Annotated in this window: 15 protein-coding genes; 8 read left to right on the top strand and 7 right to left on the bottom strand. The window is 69.7% G+C overall.

The genetic code is table 11. The annotated features are described in order from the left end of the window. Positions 1-52: 52 nt before the first annotated feature. From K4G64_RS07165 to ngcE, 5 genes are all read right to left on the bottom strand, one after another. Positions 53-1,162: a substrate-binding domain-containing protein gene (locus K4G64_RS07165; RefSeq protein WP_221755186.1), complete on the bottom strand. Its 1,110-nt coding sequence runs from the start codon at positions 1,160-1,162 to the stop codon at positions 53-55. 134 nt (positions 1,163-1,296) lie between these two features. Continuing rightward, positions 1,297-2,508 (bottom strand): ROK family transcriptional regulator, encoded by a 1,212-nt coding sequence (locus tag K4G64_RS07160; RefSeq protein WP_221755180.1) that lies wholly within the window; start codon positions 2,506-2,508, stop codon positions 1,297-1,299. Between the two features lie 512 nt (positions 2,509-3,020). After that, entirely contained in the window at positions 3,021-3,944 is a 924-nt protein-coding gene (locus tag K4G64_RS07155; protein WP_221755179.1) for a carbohydrate ABC transporter permease, read from the bottom strand. A 3-nt stretch (positions 3,945-3,947) separates the two neighbouring features. After that, on the bottom strand, positions 3,948-4,874 hold the full coding sequence (locus K4G64_RS07150; protein WP_221755178.1) for a carbohydrate ABC transporter permease: 927 nt from the start codon (positions 4,872-4,874) through the stop codon (positions 3,948-3,950). A 42-nt stretch (positions 4,875-4,916) separates the two neighbouring features. Then, entirely contained in the window at positions 4,917-6,371 is a 1,455-nt protein-coding gene (gene ngcE / locus K4G64_RS07145) for an N-acetylglucosamine/diacetylchitobiose ABC transporter substrate-binding protein (RefSeq protein ID WP_221755177.1), read from the bottom strand. Between the two features lie 368 nt (positions 6,372-6,739). Here ngcE and K4G64_RS07140 point away from each other — a divergent pair, with 368 nt between their 5' ends. Both K4G64_RS07140 and K4G64_RS07135 read left to right on the top strand, forming a co-directional pair. Beyond that, complete coding sequence (locus K4G64_RS07140; protein WP_221755176.1) at positions 6,740-10,537, top strand: GH92 family glycosyl hydrolase; 3,798 nt, start codon at positions 6,740-6,742, stop codon at positions 10,535-10,537. A gap of 20 nt (positions 10,538-10,557) precedes the next feature. Then, positions 10,558-11,019: a hypothetical protein gene (locus tag K4G64_RS07135; protein WP_260460112.1), complete on the top strand. Its 462-nt coding sequence runs from the start codon at positions 10,558-10,560 to the stop codon at positions 11,017-11,019. Positions 11,020-11,112: 93 nt separating this feature from the next. On the opposite strand, the gene K4G64_RS07130 is transcribed toward K4G64_RS07135, so the two are convergent. Together K4G64_RS07130 and K4G64_RS07125 are read right to left on the bottom strand one after the other, a co-directional pair. Then, complete coding sequence (locus K4G64_RS07130) at positions 11,113-11,523, bottom strand: MmpS family transport accessory protein (protein WP_221755175.1); 411 nt, start codon at positions 11,521-11,523, stop codon at positions 11,113-11,115. 113 nt (positions 11,524-11,636) lie between these two features. Continuing rightward, a complete protein-coding gene (locus K4G64_RS07125; RefSeq protein WP_260460111.1) occupies positions 11,637-12,041 on the bottom strand; it encodes a hypothetical protein in 405 nt (134 codons plus the stop codon). Positions 12,042-12,272: 231 nt separating this feature from the next. On the opposite strand from K4G64_RS07125, the gene K4G64_RS07120 reads away from it, so the two are divergent. The 6 genes from K4G64_RS07120 to K4G64_RS07095 all read left to right on the top strand — a co-directional run bounded on the left by K4G64_RS07120 (position 12,273) and on the right by K4G64_RS07095 (position 21,420). Beyond that, entirely contained in the window at positions 12,273-13,331 is a 1,059-nt protein-coding gene (locus K4G64_RS07120; RefSeq protein WP_221755174.1) for a lytic polysaccharide monooxygenase, read from the top strand. 353 nt (positions 13,332-13,684) lie between these two features. Then, positions 13,685-16,771 carry a SpoIIE family protein phosphatase gene (locus K4G64_RS07115; protein ID WP_374206379.1) on the top strand — a complete coding sequence of 1,029 codons (3,087 nt, stop codon included), beginning with the start codon at positions 13,685-13,687 and terminating at the stop codon, positions 16,769-16,771. After that, positions 16,771-17,853 carry a substrate-binding domain-containing protein gene (locus tag K4G64_RS07110; RefSeq protein WP_221755173.1) on the top strand — a complete coding sequence of 361 codons (1,083 nt, stop codon included), beginning with the start codon at positions 16,771-16,773 and terminating at the stop codon, positions 17,851-17,853. The genes K4G64_RS07115 and K4G64_RS07110 overlap by 1 nt, the downstream gene beginning before the upstream one ends. 14 nt (positions 17,854-17,867) lie before the next feature. Beyond that, on the top strand, positions 17,868-18,647 hold the full coding sequence (locus K4G64_RS07105) for an ATP-binding cassette domain-containing protein (protein ID WP_221755172.1): 780 nt from the start codon (positions 17,868-17,870) through the stop codon (positions 18,645-18,647). Then, positions 18,638-19,942, top strand: a complete 1,305-nt coding sequence (locus K4G64_RS07100) for a sugar ABC transporter permease (RefSeq protein WP_374206378.1) — start codon at positions 18,638-18,640, stop codon at positions 19,940-19,942. Before K4G64_RS07105 ends, K4G64_RS07100 begins: the two co-directional genes overlap by 10 nt. A gap of 122 nt (positions 19,943-20,064) precedes the next feature. Beyond that, positions 20,065-21,420, top strand: coding sequence for a sugar ABC transporter substrate-binding protein (locus tag K4G64_RS07095; protein WP_221755170.1), 1,356 nt, complete (start codon positions 20,065-20,067; stop codon positions 21,418-21,420). The last annotated feature ends 93 nt before the right edge of the window (positions 21,421-21,513 follow it).

Raw genomic sequence — 21,513 nt, 5'->3', positions numbered from 1 at the left:
CTGTGCGCGCTCGTTCCGCGGGCCGTGCGGCCCGCGGGAGTCGCGGGACCGCCTACTTGAGGCCGAGCTTGTCGCAGGCCGCCTTGAACTTGCCGGTGCAGATCTCGTTGACCGTGTAGACGCCGTCCTTGATCACGGTGTCCTTGATGTTCTCCTGGGTCAGCGAGACGACCGGGACGAGGACGGAGGGGACGCCCTTGGTGGTGGGGCTGTCGACCTTGTCCTTGGCAACGGAGTCGAGCGACTCGCCGTGAGCCAGCGCGACGGCCATCTTCGCGGCGGCCTCGGCCTCGGGGGCGTACGGCTTGTAGACGCTCATGTACTGCTCACCGGCGACGATGCGCTGCACACCGGCGAGTTCGGCGTCCTGGCCGGTGACGGGCGGCAGCTTGTCGAAGCCGCCGGCCTTCAGGGCGGTGATGATGCCGCCCGCCATGCCGTCGTTGGCGGAGTAGACGCCGACGATCTTGTCCTTGCCGAGGGCGGAGATGGCGCCCTCCATGTTCTTGTTGGCGTTCTCCGGCTTCCACTCCTTGGTGTCGTACTCCTTGCCGACCTTCACCTTGCCGTCGAGCACGGAGTGGGCGCCCTTCTTGAACAGGGCGGCGTTCGGGTCGGTGATCGACCCGTTCATCATGACGATCTGCCCGTCCTTGGCCTTGTCCCCCAGGGCCTTCAGCAGGGCCTCGCCCTGGGTCTTGCCGACCTGCTCGTTGTCGAACGAGGTGTAGGCGTCGATCGGGCCCTCGGCCAGGCGGTCGTAGGCGACGACCGGGATGCCGGCGTCCTTGGCCTTCTTCACCGAGTTGGCGATGGCCTTGGCGTCCACCGCGTCCACGATCAGCACGTCCACCTTGTTGGTGATCATGGTCTCGACCTGCTGGTTCTGGACCGTGGCGTCCTGCTTGGCGTTGGCGTAGACGACCTCGCCCTTGTTGTTCGTGAGCTCCTTGATCTGCTTCTCGATCAGGACCCGGTCGAACTTCTCGTAACGCGCGGTCTGGTTCTCCGGCAGCAGGAGACCGACCTTGATGTTGTCGCCCTTCTTGGCGGCCGCGTCCTTCGAGGAGTCGCTACCGCCGTCGGCCTCCTTGGCGCTGCCACAGGCGGCGAGGGAAACAGCCATGGCGGTGGCGGCAACGGCAATGGCGGCGCGGCGCATACGCGTGTTCACTTCTAGAAACCTCCCTGACGAGGCCGCGACATTGCGGCCGAGGTGGCTGGAAGTCAACTCGGCCACACGTGCGACGTCAAGAAGTAAATCCTTAACGAGATGGCAACGGTGCCATCCGTTCTCTAAGTGAAGGCAGGGGTGACTGCCTGGAGCGCACCGGGAGCAGTACCGTCCAGAAGGGTCGAATCGCCCATCTCGCTGAGGGCGAGGGCGAGCGCTCCGAGCACCTCCGCACGGCCGCCGAGGGCCCCGGGGAGAACGGACAACTGGCGTGCCGCACTGGGGATGGCGTAGCGGCCGACAGACTCCCGGATCGGCCCGAGGACCAGCTCACCGGCCTCGGCGAGATCACCGCCGAGGACCACGCGGCTCGGGTTCAGCAGATTGCAGAGGTTGGCCACTCCACTGCCGATGTGGCGGCCGACGTCGGCGATCACCCGACGGCAGCCCGGATCTCCGTCCCGCGCCAGCCGTACGACGCCCTCCATGGTCAGATCGGTGCCGTGACTGGACTGGAGGAGCGGGAGTACGTAGCGCGCGGCCGCGAAGGTCTCCAGGCAGCCGCGGTTGCCGCAGCGGCAGACCGGGCCGGATTCATCGAGTGTAATATGCCCGATTTCTCCGGCAGTGCCGCCGGGGCCCCGGTAGATCTTGCCGCTGATCACCAGGCCTGCGCCGACGCCGCTGGCGACCTTGATGTAGGCCAGGTCGCGGACGCCCCGGCCGCTGCCCCAGACCATCTCGCCGAGGGCGCCGAGGTTGGCGTCGTTGTCCACGTGCACGGGCACGCCGAGGCGGTCGCGCAGCTCCTCGGCGGGCTTGGTGCCGGTCCATCCCGGGAGGATGGCGGTCGAGCCGAGGGTGCCGGACTCCACGTCGATGGGGCCGGGGACGCCGAGGCCGACGCCGGCGATCTTGGAGCGGTCCACGCCGGTGGCTTCGATCAGGCGTGTGACCAGCTGTTCCGCGCGGTCGAAGCCCTGGGTGGACGAGGCGTCCACGTCCAGGGGCTCGGACTCCTCGGCGAGGACCTGGTGGGCGAGGTTGCCGATGGCGACGCGGAGGTGGGTGTGGCCGAAGTCGACGCCGATGACGATGCCGGCGTCGCCGCTCAGCGACACGCTGCGGGCGCGGCGGCCGCCGGCGGAGGTCGGTGTGACCTCGACGGTGCCGCCCTCCTTCAATTCCCGGACGATGTTGGAGACCGTCGCGGCGGACAGACCCGTCGTCCGGGCGATCTCGGCCTGGGTGAGGGAGCCCGCCAGGCGCACGGCTCGTACGACCCGCTCCAGGTTGGCTCGGTGCAGCGATGACTGCGACCCCGGAGTCTCCACGACGACCTCCTGCGCGCGGGGCCGCTTCGATGAGGCCCCGTCTATGTCCAACTAGTGAACTCTAAGCTGAGCCGTTCGGGTTGCCTCCCGTCAAGAGGTTGAACTGATTCCGAGGGGTATGCGGGTGGTTGCGCAGGGCTACGTGGGGGTTCGCGCTTTCTGTCGGTGCGGGTTCGCCCAGCGGTGGGTGGTGGGTCGGGGCCGCGCCGGGGGGTGCCCGTCCTCGGAACGGCGCGATGAGGTCTCACACCGACCTGACTGGCGTTGACGCGCCAACCGCTGCGGGCGGACACCCCCCGACACGGCCCCTTCTCGCCGTACGCGGGTGCGGGCGGCCCCCGCTGCGGGCATGCGTGCCGCTAAGGGCGGCACGGGTGGGCGTGGGGGTCCCCCCTGCTCGAGCGAAGCCGAGAGCTTGGGGGAGGCACCCCGTTCCGCCGGGCTGCCGCCCCACCCGGCCTCAGCTGTGACGCCGAGTCGTGGGCACCGGCCGGTACCGCAGCTCGGCCGGGCTACTTCAGCGCGCCCGCCGTCAGCCCCTGCACCACCTGCCGCTGGAAGATGATGTACGCCGCCAGCACCGGCAGCATCGCCATCACGAGGCCCGCGAAGAGGCCCGACCAGTCGCCCTTGTAACCCTGGCTGACCGCCAGCTGGACCAGGCCCTGGGTGAGGACCCGCTTGTCGGGGTCGGTGTTGAGGACCGTGGGGAGCATGTACTGGTTCCACTGGCCCAGGAAGTTGAAGATGCCGACGCTGATCAGGCCCGGCTTGGCCATGGGCAGCATGATCTGGAAGAACGTGCGGCTGTGGGAGGCCCCGTCGACGAAGGCCGCCTCGGCGATCGACGTCGGCAGCGTGCGGAAGAACGCCGTGAGGAAGAACACCGTGAACGGCAGCGAGTAGGCGATGTAGACCAGGATCAGGCCGTGGATGGTGTTCAGCAGGCCCATGTTGTTCACGACGTAGAACAGCGGGACCAGAGCGAGCATGATCGGGAAGCTCATGCCGCCGATGAACAGGAAGTAGATGAAGCGGTTGCCCGGGAAGTCGAAACGGGCCAGGACGTACGCCGCCATGGAGCCCAGGACCAGGGTTCCGACGAGTGAACCGCCGACCACGAGGACCGTGTTGAGGAAGTAGTCGCTCATGTTGGCCTGGGTCCACGCCCGCGACCAGTTGTCGAAGTGCAGGGAGTCCGGGAGCGACCAGGGAGAGCTGAAGATGGAGCGGTCGTCCTTGAAGGACGTCATGACCGCCCAGAGCAGCGGCAGGACCACCATGAACGCCCAGATGACCAGGACGCCGTGGGAGAAGACGTTGAGGACCGTGCCCTCCTTCTTCTCCTTGGCGGGAGGGGGCGGCCGGAGGTCCGTCTTGGTGATCGGTGCGCCGGACTCGGCCGGCAGCGGCGCGGGGGTTTCGGTCGTCTTCATGGGTCAGTACTCCAGCCGCTCGCGACGGCCCAGCCTCATCACCACGGCGGCGAAGGCCAGCGTGACGACGAGCAGGGCGACACCGATGGTGGTGGCGTAGGCGGCCTGCCCGTCACGGAACGCCTTCTGGTACACGTACAGGACCATGACGGTGGTCGAGTAGTCGGGGCCGCCCGGGCCGGTCGTCATGATCTGCACGACCGCGAACGACTCGGCGCCCAGGGCGAGGATGCCCATGTAGACCCAGCCGGACTGCACCGTGTCCCACAGGAGGGGCAGGGTGACCCGGAAGAACGTGGTGACGCGGTTCGCGCCGTCCAGCAGCGCGGCCTCGTACATCTCCGCCGGGATGGAGGCCATGCCGGCGGAGAAGAGGACCACGAAGAAGCCGACCGTGGACCAGACGAGGACTCCCATCACCGCCCAGAGGGCCAGATCGGGGTCGCCCAGCCAGAGGGGCTGGACGTCGTCCAGGCCGATGCCGCGCAGGAGTGAGTTGATCGCGCCGCTGTCCGGGTTGTACGCGAACGCGAACAGCAGCGCGACGATGGCGATCGAGAGGACCTGCGGGAAGAAGTAGACGATTTTGTAGAAGCCGGAGCCGCGGACACCGGTGACGACGGGGCCGTTTCTCCGCTTTCTGCCGCCTACGTTGATCATGAAGGCGAAGAACAGCGCGAGGCCGATCGTCACCACCGGCAGCAGGAGGGCGAACAGCAGGCTGTGCTGCAACGACTTCCAGAAGATGTCGTCGTCGAGCATCCGGCTGTAGTTGTCGAAACCGACCATCTTGAATTCGGGGCTCAGGCCGGTCCAGTCCGTGAACGAGTAGTAGATGGACTGGATGAACGGCCAGACCACGAAGAGCGCGTACAGTCCCAGGGGCAGCGCTAGGAAGCCCACGATGAACCGGTACTTGCCGTGCTGCATCGCCACTCCGGTGCCGTTGCGGAAAATGGGTTTCCGTTGCTGTTACTGGTGCTTGTAGTGCTTGATGGAGTCGTCCTTGGCCGCCTCGTCGGCGAAGCCCTGGATCTTCTTGATGGCTTCGGCCGGGGTGAGGCGGCCGGCCATCATCTCGCCCAGACCGGACACACCGATCTTCTCCTTCTGCAACTGCACATACCAGTCCTGCAGGCGGGGATTCACCACGTTCTCGCCCGCCTTGTCCAGTGCCGCGACGCCGGATTTGAGGCCGGGGGTCAGGGAGATGCCGTCGGTGCCGCCGTTGTACGCGGTCAGAGATTTCACCTTGCCGGTGAAGTTCTTGGACGACGCCTCACTGAGCATGATGCGCAGCTGCTCCATGCCGCCGGCCGCGTTCTTCGCCTTGGCCGGGACGATGAAGGGCTCGCCGCCGGAGGCCCAGATGGTGCCGAAGGGCATCTTGTCGGAGGAGTCGAGGCCGGTGGGCGCGGAGACGGCCAGATCGAAGTCGTCGGGGATGACGTTGGCCGACTCGTTCTCCACCCAGGAGCCGTTCGGGATGAACAGCGCCTTGCCCTCGGCCCAGGCGGTCTGCGACTGAATGTGGTCCAGGCCCGGGGTGCCCTTGAGGACGTAGCCCTTCTTGTAGAGCTCGTAGTACGCCTCGAAGCAGGCCTTGACGGCCGGGTGCTTCCAGGCGTTCGGCTCCAGGTTGTCGATCGCGTCGAGGACCTCGCGGCCGCCGACCTTGCCGATCATCGGGTAGAGGGAAAAGGGGATGTAGTACGGGTATTTGCCCGCGTACGTCCAGCCCGCCATGCCCTTCTTCTTGGCCTTCGCGCAGACGGCGAGCATCTGGTCCCAGGTCTCCGGGTACTGCTCGTCGAGCGAGTCCAGGGCCTTCTGCGAGTACCAGACGCCGTACACCGTGTAGGCGTAGTAGAGGATCCAGACCTTCTCGCCGTCGAACTGGCCCATCTCCACGATGCCGGGGCGCAGCGTGTCGCGGACCTTCTTGCTCGGGTCGTCGTAGGAGGGCGCGTCCAGCAGCGGGGTGAGGTCGGTGAGCTGGTTCTTGCCGACCAGGACGCCCATGTCCATCTGCTCGGCGCCGGAGTTGTCGATGAGGTCCGGCGGGGTGCCCTGGTTGAAGCGGGGCTGGAGGGTGGACTGGATCTTCTGGGTGGCGGAGAACTTCACCGACGCCTTGGGGAAGTTCTTCTCGTAGATCTTCACGGCGTCCTCGGCGTACTCCTTGCCGAAGCCGCCGTCGAACAGGACGAATTCCATGCCGGCCGTGTCGTTGACGGCGAGCGGGTTCTTCGCGGTCTTCTTGCCGGCCTTGGCCTTGTCCCCGCTGTCGTCGCCGCCGCTGCTGGCGCAGGCGGACAGGAAGCTCATGGTGGGGACGGAGATCAGCCCGAGCGCGGCAGACCTTTTGATCAGATCACGGCGGCCGACACCCTCGGTGCCGTGGTTCTCGGCGGAAGTGGATCCCATGCTCAAGTCCTCGCCTTCTCCAGGACTCAGGCGGTGAACCGGATCCTTCCCGGCACCGCGATCGGGTCAAGCTGGGTCGTGCAGGAAAGTGCGGGTGGTGATGTGCGGATCGGGTGAAGCGTGCGACAGGTATAGTCCACTTCCCGCCAGCGGATCAACATCGAACACAGGGTTGGCCGTGGGTCTTATCCGAGTTGAGACCTCGCGGAAGTATGAGTGACCTGTGGGTGCTCCGCCGGAAATATCCCCGCCACCGCGCCCGAATGCCACAGGCAACACCCTTGACACTCCCGGCCACTTGGGCAACTACTGGTCCTTGCGCATCGAAGGTGACAACGTTGTCCACTGCGCAGGGAGGGTACCCGTTGATGCAGCGGAAAGCTCGGCACAGATGGGGTTCGGCGGTCGTGTCGGCGACCGCCTTCGCATTGGCCCTGAGTTCACAGGGCGTTGCGGTCGCACGGCCCGAAGCCCCCGAGAGCCCCGACCGGGAGTTCGCGTCCTCGTTTGAGGCGGACGACCCGGTTCCGGACTGGCTGAACACCGTCGATACCACCCCGGGCGGCGGCAAACGGGCTTCGGGAGTCGACGGCGGCTACAGCAGCGGCATACCGGGCAACGTGACCGACCAGGTCACCGACGTCCGGGCCAGCGCCGAGAACACGGGCGGCGGCGAGGTGAAGGAGAACCTCGTCGACGGCGAGCCGAGCACCAAGTGGCTCGCCTTCGCCCCCACCGGCTGGGCCGAGTTCGACCTGGACAAACCAGTCAAACTGACGCGCTACGCGCTGACGTCGGCCAACGATCACGATGAGCGCGACCCGAAGGACTGGACCCTGAAGGGCTCCGCCGACGGGAAGGAGTGGAAGACGCTCGACACCCGCTCCGGCGAGTCCTTCTCCGAAAGGTTCCAAACCAAGACGTACGACCTCGCCGAACCCGGCGAGTACCGGCACTTCCGGCTGGACGTCACCGGGAACAACGGCGGCGACATCCTCCAACTCGCCGACCTCCAGCTGTCCACGGGCGGCACCGACGGGCCCGTCCCGCAGGACATGCTCTCGCTCGTCGACCGAGGCCCCAGCGGCTCCCCCACCGCGAAGGCGGGCGCCGGGTTCACCGGAAAGCGCGCCCTGCGTTACGCCGGCCGGCACACCACCGAGGGCCGGGCGTACTCGTACAACAAGGTCTTCGACGTGAACGTGGCCGTCGGCCGGAACACGCGGCTGGCCTACCGCATCTTCCCGTCCATGGCGGACGGTGACCTCGACTACGACGCGACGAACGTCTCCGTCGACCTCGCCTTCACCGACGGCACCCACCTGAGCGACCTGCGCGCCACCGACCAGCACGGCTTCCCGCTGACCCCGCAGGGGCAGGGCGCGGCGAAGATCCTCTACGTCAACCAGTGGAACAACGTGCAGGCGCGGATCGGGTCGGTCGCGGCCGGGAAGACCGTGGACCGGATCCTGGTGGCCTACGACTCCCCCAAGGGCCCGGCGAAGTTCCGGGGCTGGCTGGACGACGTGAGCATCGGGTCCGTCGCCCCCGAGCGGCCGAAGGCGCATCTGTCGGACTACGCGGTGACGACCCGTGGCACCAACTCCAGCGGCGGCTTCTCCCGGGGCAACAACTTCCCGGCGACGGCGGTGCCGCACGGCTTCAACTTCTGGACGCCGGTGACCAACGCGGGTTCGCTGAGCTGGCTGTACGACTACGCACGTGCGAACAACGCCGACAACCTGCCGACGATCCAGGCGTTCAGCGCGAGCCACGAGCCCAGCCCCTGGATGGGTGACCGGCAGACCTTCCAGGTGATGCCGTCTGTCGCGTCCGGGACCCCGGACCTGGGCCGGGAGGCCCGTGAGCTGGCCTTCCGGCACGAGAACGAGACCGCCCGGCCGTACTACTACGGGGTGCGGTTCGAGAACGGGCTGAAGGCCGAGATGGCCCCGACGGACCACGCGGCGGCGCTTCGCTTCACCTACCCCGGCGACGACGCGAGTGTCCTCTTCGACAACGTGACCGACCAGGCGGGGCTGACGCTGGACAAGGAGAACGGGGTCGTCACCGGCTACTCGGACGTGAAGTCCGGGCTGTCGACGGGCGCGACCCGGCTGTTCGTCTACGGCGAGTTCGACAAGCCGGTGAGCGAGGGTTCGTCGTCCGGTGTGAAGGGCTATCTGCGCTTCAAGGCCGACGACCGGACCGTCACCCTGCGCCTGGCGACCTCGCTGATCAGCCTCGATCAGGCCAAGGACAACCTCCGCCAGGAGATCCCGGAGGGCAGGTCGTTCGAGGCGGTCAAGAAGAGTGCCCAGCGGCAGTGGGACCGGCTGCTCGGCAAGGTCGAGGTCGAGGACGCGACCCCCGACCAGCTGACGACGCTGTACTCCAGCCTCTATCGGCTGTACCTGTACCCGAACTCCGGTTTCGAGAAGGTCGACGGGAAGCACCAGTACGCCTCGCCCTTCTCCCCCATGCCGAACCCGGACACACCGACGCACACCGGCGCGAAGATCGTCGACGGCAAGGTGTACGTGAACAACGGGTTCTGGGACACCTACCGGACCACCTGGCCGGCGTACTCGTTCCTCACTCCGTCCCGGGCGGGTGAGCTGGTCGACGGGTTCGTGCAGCAGTACAAGGACGGCGGCTGGACCTCGCGCTGGTCCTCCCCCGGCTACGCGGACCTCATGACGGGCACCTCGTCTGACGTGGCGTTCGCGGACGCGTACGTCAAGGGCGTCGACTTCGACGCGAAGGCGGCCTACGAGGCGGCGGTGAAGAACGCCACGGTCGTACCGCCGAACTCGGGCGTCGGCCGCAAGGGCATGGCGACCTCCCCGTTCCTCGGCTACACGAGCACCGAGACCCACGAGGGCCTCTCCTGGGCGCTGGAGGGCTACCTCAACGACTACGGCATCTCCCGCATGGGCCGAAAGCTCTACGAGGAGACCGGCGAGCGGCGCTACAAGGAGGAGTCGGAGTACCTCCTGAACCGTGCCCAGGACTATGTGAACCTCTTCGACACGAAGGCCGGGTTCTTCCAGGGCCGGAACGCCAAGGGCGACTGGCGGGTGGAGTCCTCGCAGTACGACCCGCGCGTGTGGGGCCACGACTACACCGAGACCAACGGGTACGGCTACGCCTTCACCGCCCCGCAGGACAGCCGGGGTCTGGCGAACCTGTACGGCGGGCGCAAGGGCCTCGCCGACAAGCTCGACGACTACTTCTCCACCCCGGAGACCGCCTCCCCTGAGTTCGTCGGCTCCTACGGCGGTGTCATCCACGAGATGACCGAGGCGCGCGATGTCCGGATGGGCATGTACGGGCACTCCAACCAGGTCGCCCACCACGCGATCTACATGTACGACGCGGCCGGGCAGCCCTGGAAGGCGCAGAAGAACGTCCGCGAGGTGCTGTCCCGGCTCTACACGGGCAGCGAGATCGGGCAGGGCTACCACGGTGACGAGGACAACGGCGAGCAGTCGGCCTGGTTCCTGTTCTCCTCGCTCGGCTTCTACCCGCTGGTGATGGGCAGCGGCGAGTACGCCATCGGCTCACCCCTGTTCACCAAGGCGACCATTCATCTGGAGAACGGGCGCGAGCTGGTGGTGAAGGCGCCCAGGAACAGCGCGAAGAACGTCTACGTACAGGGGCTGAAGGTCAACGGCCGGACCTGGACGAAGACCTCGCTGCCCCACTCCCTGATCGCCAAGGGCGGTGTCCTGGAGTTCGACATGGGCTCGCGGCCGTCGTCCTGGGGCACGGGCGAGCACGCCGCGCCCCTGTCGATCACCCGGGACGACGAGGTGCCCACGCCGCGCGCGGACGTGCTGAAGGGCGACGGCGCCCTGTTCGACGACACGTCGGCGACGGACGCCGCGGTGACCTCCGTGGACCTGCCGGTCCAGAAGGGCGCCGAGGCGGCCCAGTACACGCTGACCTCGTCGGCGGACCGGGCGAAGGCACCGGCCGGATGGACGCTCCAGGGCTCCTCCGACGGCACCACCTGGCGGACGCTGGACCGGCGCTCCGGAGAGTCCTTCGCCTGGGAGAGGCAGACCCGCGCGTTCTCGGTGAAGTCACCGGGTACGTACGAGAAGTACCGCCTGGTCCTCGACGGCGAGGCAACCCTGGCGGAGGTCGAACTGCTCTCCTGAGCAGCCGAGTTGGGTGTCCGATGCCGCTTCCCGTGCCCGTCCTGCCCGAGGGTGTCGACCCGGCCTGGCTGCCGCCCGCCGCCTTCCGGGCGGTCGGCAGCCGGCGGACCCTGATCCGGGGATCGGGTCCGCTGGTGGAGACGGTGCACGGGGAGGTGGCCGAGGCCTGCCGGCGGTTCGGGGGCCGGGTCGTACGGGACGCCGTGCCGGACGGCACGTACGACCTGGTCCTCGGTCTCGGCGGCGACGGCCTCGGCGGCGAGGGCCTCGCCGTGGCGCGCGAGGACGGCACGACGACCGTTACCGCCTCTGGTGGGCGCGGGCTGCTGTACGGGCTGTTCCATGTCGTCCGTCGCGGGGAGGCGGCCTTCACCGGCGCGTGGGCACGGGAGATCCACCGCCCCGCCCTCGCCCTCGCCCTCGCCCTGCGCATGCTCGACCAACTGGACGAGCCGTGTGACGCCGGCCGTGGTTCGGGGTAGTGGCCCGGGGCTTGTCGGCCGCCGGGCGAGGCGCCCCGGGCCGCTACGCACTCGGGGCCGCGAGCCGCCCGAGACCGTGAGACGCCCGGGCGATCACTCCGTGATCGGGGACTCCGCGGTGCAGCCGCCGGCGGTCACCAGACCCTCGGCACTCTGCTCCTCGATCACCTTGCCCTTGTAGACGATCTTGCAGGTGACCTGGGACCCCTCGGGGTCCGTGGCGACCGGGATGACCGCCGCGGGCATGATGCCGCGCAGCGTGACCGTCTTCTTCCAGGGCAGTTCGGGCTTCGACACCGACTCGATCTTCGGCTCCATGGCCTTGCCACCGCCGCCGTGGAAGTCGATCGAGTCGATGTTCTTCCCCGTGACCTCGTAGGTGACCTCGTACGTCTCGTTCACCGCCTTGTCGACCTGGTCGACCGCCTCGGAGCAGGAGCTGAGGCCGAGCGCGAGACCGCCGACTGCGACGGAACAGACGGCTGCACGAAGCGTGCGGTTCACGTGGATCCCCCCGGATCATGATGGTCGGATCCGCAGCCAACCGCAAAGGGGAGGTAAAGTCAACTCGCCTTGTCCGGCGGCCTCATGGGCCGGAGGCGGGCGATGGCACCTGCCTACTCCGGCGCCTCTTCCCACATGAGGCATTCGGTGTAGTCGAAGTTCCACTTCAAGCAGAGCTGCATCCTGATCACCGACTTCCGGTCCTTGAATTCGGTGATGATCGTGTCGCCTTCCACCCGGGAGACACCGACCTTCTTGTCGAAGTCGATCGGAATCCGGTTCTCCAGCGCGAGACTGGACAGCGCGTATTTGCCCTGCGCTTCCGGGTATCGGAGGAAGACCTCCTTGATGGCGTTGTGAAACTCGACATCCTCGGTCGGCATGCACGCCATGACCGCCTCCTGCTTTCCGCTTGACGAGCCGTCCACGTACCCGAAGTCTGCGAGCACCTTGACGCACGCGCGCGCTGCCGCCGCCCGAACGGGCGCCGCACCACTCGGCAGGCGGGCCACCGTCACCGGTCGCCGCTTCCCCGGCCCCCGCCCTTTCGCCCGAGCCGTTTACATCTGCGTCGCCGGGCGCTAACTTCCGCAACAGGCGGGATGGGAGCGCTCCCATCATGGTGGACCGGAACCCGCCCCGGAGCCGCTCCCATCCCGCGCAGCCAGACACACACATCCGCAGGCACGACACCCCCACGAACGGATGACGCTGTCATGATCCTGACAAGAGCGCCGGAAGGATCCACGATGCCCCGATCAGCGGTTCCCACCCGGGCCAGAGCCCTCTTCCTCGTGCTGCTCTCCCTCCTCGTCACCGTCCCGGCCCTCGGCCTGGTCATGACGGCCGGCGGGGAGGCGGAAGCGCACGGCACCCCCATGAAGCCCGGCAGCCGCACCTTCCTGTGCTGGCAGGACGGGCTGACCGACACCGGTGAGATCAAGCCGGTCAACCCCGCGTGCCGTGGGGCGCAGCAGGTCAGCGGCACCACGCCGTTCTACAACTGGTTCTCGGTGCTCCGCTCGGACGGCGCCGGCCGCACCCGGGGCTTCGTGCCGGACGGCGAGCTGTGCAGCGGCGGCAACACCAACTTCACCGGGTTCAACACGCCCAGCAAGGACTGGCCGCTGACCCATCTCACCTCGGGGGCGACGGTCGACTTCTCGTACAACGCCTGGGCGGCGCACCCGGGTTGGTTCCACGTCTACATCACCAGGGACGGCTTCGACCCGACCAAGACGCTCACCTGGAACGACATGGAGGCCCAGCCCTTCCTCTCGGTCGACCACCCGCCGCTGAACGGCTCCCCCGGGACGGTCGAGGCCAACTACTCCTGGACCGGCAGGCTCCCGGTGGCCAAGTCGGGCCGGCACATCATCTACATGGTCTGGCAGCGCTCCGACAGCCAGGAGACCTTCTACTCCTGCTCCGACGTCGTCTTCGACGGCGGCAACGGCGAGGTGACCGGCATCAGGGAGCCCGGCAACCCGTCCGAGCCGGTGCCCGGTACCTGCACGGCCACCCGCAGGACGACCGGCACCTGGAACGGCGGCTACCAGTCCGAGGTGACCGTCACCAACACCGGCACCGTCCCGATGCTCGGCTGGATGGTCGACTGGACGCTCCCGGCCGGCCAGAAGGTCGAGAGTCTGTGGAGCGGCAGCGCGACCTACAACGGCCAGGCGGTGATGGTCCACAACGCCGACTGGAACGGCTCCCTGGCCCCGGGCAAGAGCACGACGTTCGGCTACGTCGTCTCCGGTTCGGGGGCTGAAAGCACGAGCAGCCCGCCCTGCCGGGTGGGCTGAACCGCCGTACGGGGCGGGCCCGGTGATCCGAAGTGGGTGATCACCGGGCCCGTCGCGCCGTACGGCCGTATCGACCGTGGGGTGCCGGCCGCTTCCCCCTCCGAGATCTTGAGCCCGAACCTCCCGACCGGACGGCTCCGCACCTCCCGGTGCCGGTCCGGACGCCCCATATGTCGCTGTTATCCAGGTGTGCGATTCTGTTGTGTGGGTGCCCTGCCGCTCACGAGCGGCGTGGATCCGCCATGGGAGGCGCGACCCCGCGCCACCGGTCCCGTGCCCGCGTCGTCGTCGCCTGAGTTCCGGGGACTCCCACCTGCCGGTGGCTGCGGCATGGACGGGAGGTGGATGCGGACATGCCCCATCACGGCGATGCCCGGGCCGCGGTCCCCGGTCTTCGGGCGCCGGGGAACGGGGGCACCGGTCCGCCTCGTCCCGCGCCCGAGACGGCCGCGCGAGCGCGGCTGCTGGCGTTCGCCGGGGTGGCGCTGGCGGCGGTGTACGTGCGCAGTGAGGACGGCAAAGAACTCTGCCTGGTGGAGTCGGCCGGGGCCGAGTCGGAGCAGCGGTACCAGTTGCCGGGGCGGGTGGCTGTCCCGGATTCCGGGGGAGCTGCGGGCGCGGGGACGAGCACGATCGCTTCCCCCGGGTCGGAATCACCTGCCGCTCCGTACGGCGCTCCCACCTCGGTGCCGCCGGGCCCGACCGGCTCGGCGGGCGGTTGTCCGGCCGTCGTCGAGGCGTATCTGCGGGGGCGGGCCGTCTGGCTCACGGGTGTGGTGCTGCCCGGACGGGAGGAGGCCGAGGCCACAGCCGCCCCGCTCGGGGCGCTGCCGCTGGGGGCCGCGGGCGGGTGGCTCGGCTGTCTCGTCGTGGTGGGAGAGGCCGGCGAAGGGTTCGGCGCCGAGCAGCGGGAGTTCCTGGAGCGGTACGCGGATGCCGTCGCCGAGCGGCTGCGCGGCGAGGCCGACCGGTCGGCGCCCTCAGCGCTGCTGGATTCGGCCCTGCGCGCCATGGGAGTCGGGTCCTTCGCCCTGTCGCCCGGCACCGGGCTGGTCGAGACGGATCCGGCCCTGCTCGAACTCGTCGGCATCCCCGAGGGCGGTTTCGACGGCAAGACCGACACCCTGCTCACCTGCAGCGTCCCGGAGGACGTCCCCGCGCTGATGTCGGTCATCGAGCCGTCCGCGCAGACCCCGGGCCGCCGTGAGCTGGAGTTCCGGATCCGCCGGCCGACCGGTGAACTGTGCTGGCTGCGGCTGAACTGCCGCGTGCTGAAGGGACCCGACGGCGCCCCGGAGCGAGTGCTGGGCGTGATGAGCGCCGCGCCGGTGCTGCGTCGCAGCGCCAGCGACGTCTCCCGGATCCAGTGGCTGACGGCCGCGCTCGACGACGCCACGACCGTGCGGGACGTCAGCCGTGTGGTGGTCGCCGCGCTGCGCGAGCCGCTGGGTGCCGACCGGGTGGCGCTCGCCGAACTGCTGGAGGACCGTCTTGCGGTCACCGTGCTCGATCCGCCGAGTGCCGGTGCCTGGCCGGAGCTGTGGCGGCGCGAGTGGCGCTCGGAGTGGCCCGACGCGCCGGTCTCCGCCCTGCCCACGCTCCAGGCGGCGCTGCGGGACGGGCGGATGAGCCTGTGGCCGACGGGTTCCGTGCTGGAACCCGGGCTCGCCGGGATCGGCCCCGGCGGCCTCGCGGTGCTGCCGCTGCCGGCCAAGAGCGGGGTGGCGGGGGTGTGCCTGGTCGGCTGGGACACCCCGCACGAGTTCGCCCCCGAGGAGCGGGCCCTGCTGACCGCGACCGCGGGACTCGTGGGTCAGGCCCTGAAGCGCGCGCACGCCTACGACGCCGAGCAGGAACTCGCGACGATGCTCCAGCGCAGCCTGCTGCCGCGCCGGCTCCCCCGGCTGCCCGGGGGCATCGCGGTGGCCCGCTATCTGCCGGCCCGGCGCGGGCTCCAGGTGGGCGGCGACTGGTACGACGTGATCGCGCTGTCGGAGAGCAAGGTGGCCCTGGTCATCGGTGATGTGCAGGGGCACAGCGCCGGGGCCGCGACGATCATGGGCCAGATGCGCACGGCGGTCAGGGCCTACGCCGTCGAGGGGCATCCGCCGGACGTGGTCGTCGCGCACGCCAACCGGCTGCTCGTCGGCATGGAGACGGACCTGTTCGCCACCTGCTGCTACGTCGAGCTGGACATGGAGGAGGGCAACGCGCTGTTCGTCCGCGCCGGGCACCTGGCCCCGCTGGTGCGGCATCCCGACGGCAGCACCGCGGAGATCGCCGTCGAGGGCGGACTCCCTCTGGGCGTCCTGGCGGACGCGGAGTTCCCGCTGACGGCCCTGGCGCTCGCCCCCGGCTCGGTGCTCGCGCTGGTGACCGACGGTCTGGTCGAGTCGGCGGATCTTCAGGTGGACGAGGGCATGCGGCTCGTCCGCCAGGCGCTCGCCGCGGCCGATCCCGCCGACCCCGGGCGGATGGCCGACGCCCTGCTCGGCGAGGACGGGCGCCGTGAGGACGACGTGGCGGTGCTGCTGCTGCGCTACGACGGGATGCGGGTTCGGCCGGTGCGGGCGGGCTGGGTGGTGTGGCGGCTGCCGGACGCGGTGATGCACGCCCGCAGGTTCAGTGCGCGCACGCTGCGTTCGTGGGGCATCGCGGCCGAGGCCGACACGGTGCTGCTGGTGGTGTCGGAGCTGGTCACCAACGCGCTGGTGCACACGCAGGGCGCGGTCCGGGTGGAGCTGACCCTGGCGGCGGACCGGCTGCGGGTGACCGTGAACGACTCCTCGCCCCGGGCGCCGGCCAAGCCCGTGGTCGTGGACTGGGAGTCGACGGGCGGCCGCGGGCTCTTCCTGGTCGAGGCGATGTCGGCGGCCTGGGGCTCGGTGCCGGTGGGCGGCGGCAAGCAGGTGTGGAGCGAGATCGTCGTCACCCGTCCGGAACGGGAGCCGGAGGTCGGCGAGGAGCCCGACGACGAACCGGAGGAGGAGCCGGAGGAGGAGCGGAAGCCGGGCCGTGTCTGGGGCTGGGGCCTCGGCCGGAGCCGGGACCGCCGCAGGGCCCGCGACCAGGGCCGGCACCGTGACGACGACGGGGCGGCGGACCGCGACGACGACCGTGCCACGAACCAGACCGGCGAGCCGGCGGCGGACCGCGCCGACGACCGCCCCACGAATCGCACCGCCGAAGCAGCGGCGGACCGCGCCGACGACCGCGCCACGAATCGCGACCGCGACCGCGAGCGAGCGCCGGGCCGTAACGGCGAGCGGGACGCAGGCCACCCGGACGAGCAGGACGCAGGCCACCCGGACGAGCGGGACGCAGGCCGCCGGGGCGAGCGGGCCGTGGGGCTCGACCGGGCCATGGAACACATCGGCAACGGCGTCGCGGACCCTCCCTCGCCCCCACACCGGAACCGGCCCCGCGAGGGAGGTCCCTGATGCGTGGCCTCAGCCTGCGCGGCGTCGCCGGACTGCTGGCGGTGCTGCTGGCCGTGTCCCTCGCCGGGTGTACCGAGAGCGGAGGGGAGGGCGAGGGCGGGCTGACCGTCGGGCTGCTGCTGCCGAGCCGGGCCGTGCCCCGCTGGGAGAAGTCCGACAAGCCGCTGATCGAGAAGCGGGTGAAGGAGCTGTGTCCCGAGTGCACGGTCGTGTACGCCAACGCCGAGAACGACGCGGCGAGCCAGCGGCAGCAGATGAACTCCATGATCACCCGGGGTGTCTCGGTCCTGATACTGGACGTCGTCGACCCCAAGGCCCTGCGCTCCTCGGTCCGCGCGGCACAGCGCGAGGGCATCCCGGTCGTCGCCTACGACCGGCTCGCCGAGGGGCCGATCTCGGGTTTCGTCAGTTTCGACGGCGCGCAGGTCGGCAGGCTCCAGGGCCAGGCGCTCCTGGAGGGCATGGCTGCCCGGGCCGACGGCGGCGGCGTGGTCATGATGAACGGCGACCCCTCCAGCCCGAACGCCGCCTGGTACGAGGGCGGAGCCCGGTCCGTCCTGCAGGACGAGGTGCGGATCCTGAAGTCGTACAACACCCTGGGGTGGCGCACGGAGAACGCGCACGACCAGATGACCGCCGCGATCAGCGACCTCGGCCCGAGCCGGATCGACGGGGTGCTCGCGGCCAACGACTCGATCGCGGCCGGTGTCATCTCGGCCCTGAAGAGCGCCCGTGTCTCGCCGCTGCCCCCGGTCACCGGGCAGGACGCCGACCTCGACGCCGTGCAGCGCATCGTCGAGGGCGAGCAGTACATGACCGTCTACAAGCCGTTCCGGCTGGAGACCGAGGCGGCTGCCGCGATGGCCGTCGCCCTGGCACGCGGCAACGACATCGACGCCCTGGTCACGACGAAGGTGGACAGCCCCACGACGGAGGACGTCCCGGCGATCCTGCTCACCCCGACCGCCGTGACGCGCGAGACGATCGGCCGGACGCTCGTGCGGGACGGCGTCTACACGATCGACCAGATCTGCACCCCGGAGCTCCGCCCGGCCTGCGACCGGGCCGGGCTCACCCGATGAGCGAGGTGGTCCCCGTGGCCCATCCCCCCGTACTGGCGTTGCGCGGCATCACCAAGCGCTTCGGCGGCGTCCAGGCGCTCGTGGACGTCGACCTCCAGGTCCGGGCCGGGGAGGTCGTGGCCCTGGCGGGTGACAACGGAGCCGGCAAGTCCACGCTGGTCAAGGTGATCTCCGGGGTCGGCCCCGCCGACCGGGGCATCATCGAGTGGGAGGGGCGCCTGGTGCAGATCAAGCGCCCGCACGACGCCCACGCCCTGGGCATCGCGACCGTGTACCAGGACCTCGCCATGTGCGACAACCTGGACGTGGTCGGCAATCTCTTTCTCGGCCGTGAGATCGACCGGGTGGGCATCCTCGACGAGGTCGAGATGGAGCGCCGCGCCCGCGACCTGATGCGGGCCCTGTCGATCCGCATCCCCGATGTGCGGATGCCGGTCGCCGCGCTGTCGGCCGGGCAGCGGCAGGCCGTGGCGATCTCCCGCTCGCTGATGGGCTCGCCCAAGGTGCTGCTGCTCGACGAGCCGACCGCCGCCCTGGGCGTGGAGCAGACCAGCCATCTGCTCGACCTGATCGAGTGGGTGCGCGACCGGGGGATGGCGATCATCCTCATCAGTCACAACATGGGCGACATCAAGGCCGTCGCGGACCGGGTGGCCGTGCTGCGGCTGGGCCGCAACAACGGTCTGTTCGACGTGAGCACCGTGACCCAGGAGCAGATCATCTCCTCGGTCACCGGGGCGGCGGACAACGCCGTGGCCCACCGCTCGAAGGGCGACGAGGAGGCGTGGCCGTGAGCCGCGGCGGGCCGCACGGGGACGGCGGGCCGGCCGGTCCGGGCAGTGCCGGGCCGGTCACCACGGGCCGCGAGAGACGCACCGCCCGCGGCCGGCTGGACAGTGTGCGGGAGTACGTCCGGGACCTGCGTGGCGGGGTGCGCGACGGCGAGCGGGGGCCGCTGCTGGTCATCGCCGGTCTGATCGTGATCTGGATCGTCTTCCAGGCGCTGGACGACAAGTTCCTCTCGCCGCGCAACCTGTCCAACCTCAGCGTGGACATCGTCGGGACCGGGCTGGTCGCCGTCGGCATCGTGTTCGTGCTGCTGATCCGGGAGATCGATCTGTCGGTCGGCTCGGTCAGCGGCCTGGCGGGGGCGGCGTTCGCCGTGCTCAACGTGAACCACGGGGTGCCGGAGTGGCTGGCGGTGATCGTGGCGGTGGCCGCGGGCACGGCGGTGGGCGCCTTCCACGGGTTCTTCCACGCCTGGTTCGGCGTGCCCGCGTTCGTGGTGACGCTGGCCGGGCTGCTGATCTGGAACGGCCTGACGCTCTACCTGCTGGGGGCGAGCGGCACGATCAACATCGACGAGGAGGGCCTGGTCGCCTCCCTGACCAGCCGGCACTTCGGCAATGACCTGGCGGCGTACGCGGTCGCGGCGCTCGGCACGGGCGGGTACTTCCTGGCCGCCCGCCGCCGGCAAAGCCGCCACCGGGCGACCGGGATGCCCTACCGGCCCGGGGGCGAGATCTGGTTGCGCACCGGTCTGCTCGCGGTGGTCGCCTTCGCCGGGGCCCACACCCTCAACCGGTTCCAGGGGCTGCCGCTCGCGCTGCTGATCTTCCTGGTGGTCCTGGTCGTCTCGGACTACGTGCTGCGCCGCACCCGCTACGGGCGGCGGGTGTACGCGCTCGGCGGCGGGGTCGAGGCGGCACGGCGGGCCGGCATCGGGGTGGAGCGGGTCCGGATCGCGATGTTCATGGTGTCGGGGACGCTGGCCGCGTTCGGCGGGCTGTTCGTGGCGTCGGGGCTGACCTCGGCGAGCCCCACGACGGCGCGGGCCGCCGGTTCGGGGATGCTGCTGATCAACGCGATCGCGGCGGCCGTGATCGGCGGGACGAGTCTGTTCGGCGGGCGGGGCTCGCCCTGGTCGGTGCTGCTCGGTGTGGTGGTCATCCAGTCGATCGCCTCGGGCATGGGACTGCTGGGGGTGCAGGACGCCGTGCAGTTCATGATCACCGGTGGGGTGCTGCTGGCCGCCGTGGCGGCCGACGCGCTGTCCCGGCGCGCTCAGGCCAGACGCGGACGCCCTTGAGCGCGGACGCGGCCGGTCGCCGGCGGCCGCTCCTGGGCGCAGGCATGCCGAGAATTCACTCATTATCCTGTTTCTTACGGAATATCTAATAGATGGCAAAGGTGGGTAGGGGCCGAGGTGTCATGAAACGCAGTCGCCTCATCCAGGCGGCCGTGGCCTTCACGGCCGCCGCCTGTCTGGTCCTCGCCGGGTGCGGCGACACCGATCCGACCGGCGGCGAGGAGCAGGCCGATCTCCGTGTGCTCGCGACGGACGTGCCGCAGATCCAGACCTTGAAGAAGCTCACCAAGAAGCACTTCACGGCGGAGACCGGCATCACCGTCGACTACACGCTGCTGCCGGAGAACCAGGCGCGGGAGAAGATGAACCGCGAGTTCGCCACGCAGGCCGGCACCTACGACGTGGCCAGCGTCAGCGCGTACGAGGTGCCGATCTACGCGGACAACGGCTGGCTCGCCCCGCTGGACTCCTATGTGAAGGCCGACGAGGACTTCGACCAGGCCGACGTCTTCCCGAATCTGGAGTCCTCGCTGACCGGGGAGGACGGCAAGCTCTACGCCGAACCCTTCTACGGCGAGGGCTCCTTCCTGATGTACCGCAAGGACCTGTTCCACAAGAACGGGCTCACCATGCCGCCGGACCCGACCTGGAAGCAGGTCGCCGCCCTCGCCGCCCAAATCGACGGCTCCGAGGGCGCGAGCGGCATCTGCCTGCGCGGCCTGCCCGGCTGGGGCCAGAACCTCGCCCCGATCAACACGGTCGTCAACACCTTCGGCGGTACCTGGTACGACATGGACTGGAACGCCCGCCTGACCGCACCGGAGTTCAGGAAGGCCGTCGGCTTCTACGTCGACCTGCTGCGCACCCACGGTCAGCCCGGCGCCGAGCGGATGGGCGTGCTGGAGATCCTGGACCGCTTCGTCGAGGGCAAGTGCGCCATGATGTACGACGCCACGTCGCTGGCCTCGTCGATCGAGGCCTACAGTTCCCCGGTCAAGGGCAAGGTGGGCTACGTCTCCGCCCCGCACGAGCGGACCGACAAGGCTGGCTGGCTGTGGACCTGGGCCTGGGGCATCCAGCAGGCGTCCGAGCACAAGGACGCCGCCTGGGAGTTCATCTCCTGGGCCTCCTCCAAGGAGTTCCAGGAGCTGGTCGGCCAGGAGGTGGGCTGGATCTCGGCGCCCGCCGGGAACCGCATGTCGCTCTACGAGAAGCCCGAGTACCGGCAGGCGGCGGGTGCCTGGTACCGGCAGGAGTTCACGGCGGCGACGGACTCCGCCGACCCCAAGGACCCGGGCGTCGCCCCTCGCCCCTACGACGGCATCGGCTTCCTGGGCATCCCCGAGTTCGCCGTACTGGGTACGGCGGTCTCCGAGCAGATCGCCGCGGCCATCGCCGGGCAGCAGTCGGTGGACGCGGCCCTGGACAAGTCCCAGGACCTGGCCCAGGCCGCGGCGGCGAAGTACCGGGGCGGGTGACCGGCGGCTCGGCACCACCGCATCCGGAGAGTGCGCGAACGGCGCGGGCCGCGCCCCCGGTCACCCGGGAACGCGGCCCTCGAACTGCCGTGA

Origin of the sequence: Streptomyces sp. WAC04114 (genome assembly GCF_019733245.1) — a bacterium.
In the GTDB taxonomy this organism is placed as follows: Bacteria; Actinomycetota; Actinomycetes; order Streptomycetales; family Streptomycetaceae; genus Streptomyces; species Streptomyces massasporeus_A.
The sequence above is the reverse complement of the archived record's forward strand: the minus strand, read 5'-3'. Positions and strand labels throughout refer to the sequence as shown.

What these genes read in the sequence shown, in the direction of transcription:
- K4G64_RS07120 (WP_221755174.1), top strand. Translation starts at nt 12,273, where the DNA reads ATGCCCCGATCAGCGGTTCCCACCCGGGCCAGAGCCCTCTTCCTCGTG.
- K4G64_RS07150 (WP_221755178.1), bottom strand. Translation starts at nt 4,874, where the DNA reads ATGCAGCACGGCAAGTACCGGTTCATCGTGGGCTTCCTAGCGCTGCCC.
- K4G64_RS07140 (WP_221755176.1), top strand. Translation starts at nt 6,740, where the DNA reads ATGCAGCGGAAAGCTCGGCACAGATGGGGTTCGGCGGTCGTGTCGGCG.
- K4G64_RS07095 (WP_221755170.1), top strand. Translation starts at nt 20,065, where the DNA reads ATGAAACGCAGTCGCCTCATCCAGGCGGCCGTGGCCTTCACGGCCGCC.
- K4G64_RS07155 (WP_221755179.1), bottom strand. Translation starts at nt 3,944, where the DNA reads ATGAAGACGACCGAAACCCCCGCGCCGCTGCCGGCCGAGTCCGGCGCA.
- K4G64_RS07115 (WP_374206379.1), top strand. Translation starts at nt 13,685, where the DNA reads ATGCCCCATCACGGCGATGCCCGGGCCGCGGTCCCCGGTCTTCGGGCG.
- ngcE (WP_221755177.1), bottom strand. Translation starts at nt 6,371, where the DNA reads ATGGGATCCACTTCCGCCGAGAACCACGGCACCGAGGGTGTCGGCCGC.
- K4G64_RS07135 (WP_260460112.1), top strand. Translation starts at nt 10,558, where the DNA reads ATGCCGCTTCCCGTGCCCGTCCTGCCCGAGGGTGTCGACCCGGCCTGG.
- K4G64_RS07165 (WP_221755186.1), bottom strand. Translation starts at nt 1,162, where the DNA reads ATGCGCCGCGCCGCCATTGCCGTTGCCGCCACCGCCATGGCTGTTTCC.
- K4G64_RS07110 (WP_221755173.1), top strand. Translation starts at nt 16,771, where the DNA reads ATGCGTGGCCTCAGCCTGCGCGGCGTCGCCGGACTGCTGGCGGTGCTG.